Origin of the sequence: Nonomuraea lactucae (assembly GCF_003313395.1) — a bacterium.
Lineage (GTDB): Bacteria > Actinomycetota > Actinomycetes > Streptosporangiales > Streptosporangiaceae > Nonomuraea > Nonomuraea lactucae.
This window is the reverse complement of record NZ_QNFZ01000448.1, coordinates 1-1138: the sequence shown is the minus strand read 5'-3', so window position 1 is coordinate 1138 and position 1138 is coordinate 1. Positions and strand designations below refer to the sequence as shown.

The window sequence follows — 1138 nt, the reverse complement described above, 5'->3', positions numbered from 1 at the left end:
CGTCGCCGTCGTCGCGGCGCTCGCCCGGCGGGGTGCGGGCGGCGCGGTCTGCTACGCCTCCGGCTTCGCCGAGGCGGGCGGGGACGGGGCCGCCCTCCAGCGCGACCTGGTCGAGGCCGCGGGCACGATGGCCGTGCTCGGCCCGAACTGCTACGGCGTGCTCAACTACCTCGACCGGGCGGCGCTCTGGCCCGACCAGCACGGCGGCACCCCGGTCGAGCGGGGCGTCGCCGTCGTCACGCAGAGCGGCAACCTCGGCGTGAACCTCACCATGCAGCGCCGCTCCCTCCCCCTGGCGTACATGATCTCGCTGGGGAACGGCGCCGGCGCCGGCCTGCCCGAGATCGTGGACGCGCTGCTGGACGACGAGCGGGTCACCGCGATCGGGCTGCACGTCGAGGGGCTCGGCGACGTGGCGGGCTTCTCGCGGGTGGCGGTCAGGGCGCTGGAACGGCGGGTGCCGATCGTCGCGCTCAAGGCGGGCTCCTCCGAGCTGGGCGCGCTGGCCACGCTCGCCCACAGCAGCTCCCTCGCCGGCCCCGACCACCTGTACGACGCGCTGTTCGACCGGCTGGGCGTGGCGCGCGTCCACGATCCGGAGGGGCTGCTGGAGACGCTGAAGCTGCTGAGCGTGCACGGCGCCCTGCCGGGCACCCGGATCGCCTCGGCCAGTTGCTCGGGCGGTGAGGCGTCGCTGGTGGCCGATCTCGCCCAGCCGCGCGGCCTGACGCTGCCCGAGTTCCCGCCCGGCGTACGGCGTGGCCTGCGCGCGGTGCTGGGCGAGGCGGTGACGGTCGCCAACCCTCTCGACTACCACACCTACATCTGGGGGGACCGGCAGGCCCAGACGGAGTGCTTCACCCGGCTGCTGTCGGCCGGGTTCGACGCCCACCTGCTGGTCGTCGACCTTCCTCGGGAGGATCGCTGCTCCCCGAAGGAGTGGGAGACGACCCTGGAGGCGTTCGCCGTGGCGGCCCGGCGCACAGGAGCGCGGGCGTGCGTGGTCAGCTCGCTCCCCGAAGGGCTGCCGGAGCACGCCGGGGCCCGGCTGCTGGCCGACGGCATCGCCCCCATGCAGGGGCTGCCCGCCTGCCTGGACGCCGTCCGCGCCGCGGCGCTCATCGGCACCGCCCAGGCG

The 1138-nt window shown here is 75.7% G+C and carries 1 pseudogene; it reads left to right on the top strand.

The features are described 5' to 3' along the window. Positions 1–1138 (top strand): annotated as a pseudogene (locus tag DQW85_RS22560) (acetate--CoA ligase family protein); the annotation flags it as partial.